The 1,018-nt window shown below is 65.9% G+C and carries 1 protein-coding gene and 1 pseudogene; both read left to right on the top strand.

What is annotated here, in order from left to right:
* A pseudogene (locus NKJ90_RS33360) lies at window positions 1–270 on the top strand (biotin synthase BioB); the annotation flags it as partial.
* A partial coding sequence (locus tag NKJ90_RS33355) for an aminotransferase class I/II-fold pyridoxal phosphate-dependent enzyme (protein ID WP_352487777.1) occupies window positions 267–1,018 on the top strand: 752 nt, incomplete at its 3' end. The pseudogene NKJ90_RS33360 and the gene NKJ90_RS33355, both read left to right, overlap by 4 nt.

Here is a 1,018-nt window from a genome sequence, read left to right as displayed (position 1 = left end):
ACCCCGCTTGCCGACGCCAGGCCGATCGAGCCGATCGAATTCGTGCGCGTGATCGCACTGGCGCGCATCATGATGCCGAAATCGCATGTCCGGCTTTCAGCCGGCCGCACCGCCATGACCGACGAGATGCAGGCGCTGTGCTTCTTTGCCGGTGCCAATTCAATCTTCGTCGGTGACACGCTGCTGACGGCGGACAATCCCGGCGAGGACAAGGATAGCCTTCTGTTCCGCCGTCTCGGCATTGAGCCGATGGAACTCGAGGCGCAATGAACGGGGCACCGCTTGCCCGCTATGACGCGACCTTGCAGGGACTGGCCCGCAAGGACCGGCTGCGGACGCTTGCGCCGCGCGCAGGTCTCGATTTCTCGTCGAACGACTATCTCGGGCTGGCCTCGTCCAGGAGACTTGGCGATGCTGTTGTGGCGGCGATTGCGCGGGGCACGCCGGTTGGCGCCACTGGGTCGCGGCTGTTGCGCGGCAATGCACCGGAACACGAGCAGCTCGAGGCAGACGCGGCGGCATTCTTTGGAGCCGACCGCGCGCTGTTCTTCGGCAGCGGCTACATCGCCAACTTCGCTCTGCTGAGCGCCCTGCCGCGGAAGGGCGATCTTTTGGTTCTCGATGAGCTCGCCCATGCCAGCATGCATGAGGGTGCGCAGGCCGGGCGCGCACAGTTCGTGCTGGCCGCGCACAACGACGCCACCGCTGTCGAGGATGCGATCACACGTTGGCGCGCCGCAGGCGGCATGGGATGCGTCTGGATCGCGGTGGAAAGCCTTTACAGCATGGATGGCGACTGCGCGCCTTTGGAGAGCCTGGTCGCGCTTGCCGATCGGCACGGCGCATTCATCGTCATTGACGAGGCGCATTCGACCGGCGTCTGGGGACCGGACGGCCGGGGGCTTGCCGCCACTTTCGAGGGTCGCGACAACATCGTCGCGCTCCACACCTGCGGCAAGGCGCTCGGCGCATCTGGTGGGCTCGTGACCGGGCCGAGGACACTGTGCGAGTATCTGAT

Source organism: Mesorhizobium sp. M0051, from assembly GCF_040323235.1.
Taxonomy (GTDB): domain Bacteria; phylum Pseudomonadota; class Alphaproteobacteria; order Rhizobiales; family Rhizobiaceae; genus Mesorhizobium.
The sequence above is the reverse complement of the archived record's forward strand: the minus strand, read 5'-3'. Positions and strand labels throughout refer to the sequence as shown.